This is a genomic window from Benzoatithermus flavus, from assembly GCF_037908215.1.
In the GTDB taxonomy this organism is placed as follows: Bacteria; Pseudomonadota; Alphaproteobacteria; order Geminicoccales; family Geminicoccaceae; genus Benzoatithermus; species Benzoatithermus flavus.
In genome coordinates this window covers 1-689 of sequence record NZ_JBBLZC010000093.1, presented here as the reverse complement: position 1 = coordinate 689, position 689 = coordinate 1, and the positions used below count along the sequence as shown (strand labels likewise).

At 45.1% G+C, this 689-nt stretch carries 1 protein-coding gene; it reads left to right on the top strand.

What is annotated here, in order from left to right; genetic code table 11:
- Window positions 1-254 (top strand): ISL3 family transposase (locus tag U1T56_RS24225; protein WP_418162051.1); only part of this gene is annotated, 254 nt, incomplete at its 5' end.
- Window positions 255-689 lie beyond the last annotated feature (435 nt).

Here is a 689-nt window from a genome sequence, read left to right as displayed (position 1 = left end):
GCTTGGAAGAATGGATTAAGTTAGCCAAACAGAGCCCTTTTGCTTCTTTTCAGCAAGCAGCCAACACGCTTGAAAGGTGGAAGGAGCCGATTCTTTCCTACTTTTTGTGCCCATATACGAATGCCCGAATCGAGGGGACGAATCACAAGATCAAAAACATCAAACGCCGGGCTGGCTATCGAAATCTAGAACGGTTTCGTTTGCGTGTATTTCTGGAGTGTACAGGGAACACTACAGGTAGTCAGGCTGCCTAAGCACTCCCTTCTTCCGCTATCGGTATGATAGTTGGTAGAATGGAACCCGTCAAGGAAAGCACTTGACTGTTTCCATTCTACCAACTTCGTGGTCTGTATGCGGAAGAAGGATCCTGACTGATGAACCTATTTCATCCAGCTAACATGTTTCTGGGATTGAGTGAAAATCACAGAAAGGTCCATGGGCAACGTTTTGCCCTCCACTCGGGCATGAAAATCACCACTCACCAACGTGGGATTTTCACGGAAAAAGAGACAATTTTAGGCTATACCTAACCAAAATTCATCTCCCACTTTCACTTCGTTTAGAAGTGGGAGACTTCTTTCGGAAAGATGTTAAAATGGACGCCATTTTTTCATCATCCTCTCTTCAACGATATTCCTCGAACAACAGCCGCTAAAAACCAGTAAACCCGCCAAACAAGCTCGTCGTAT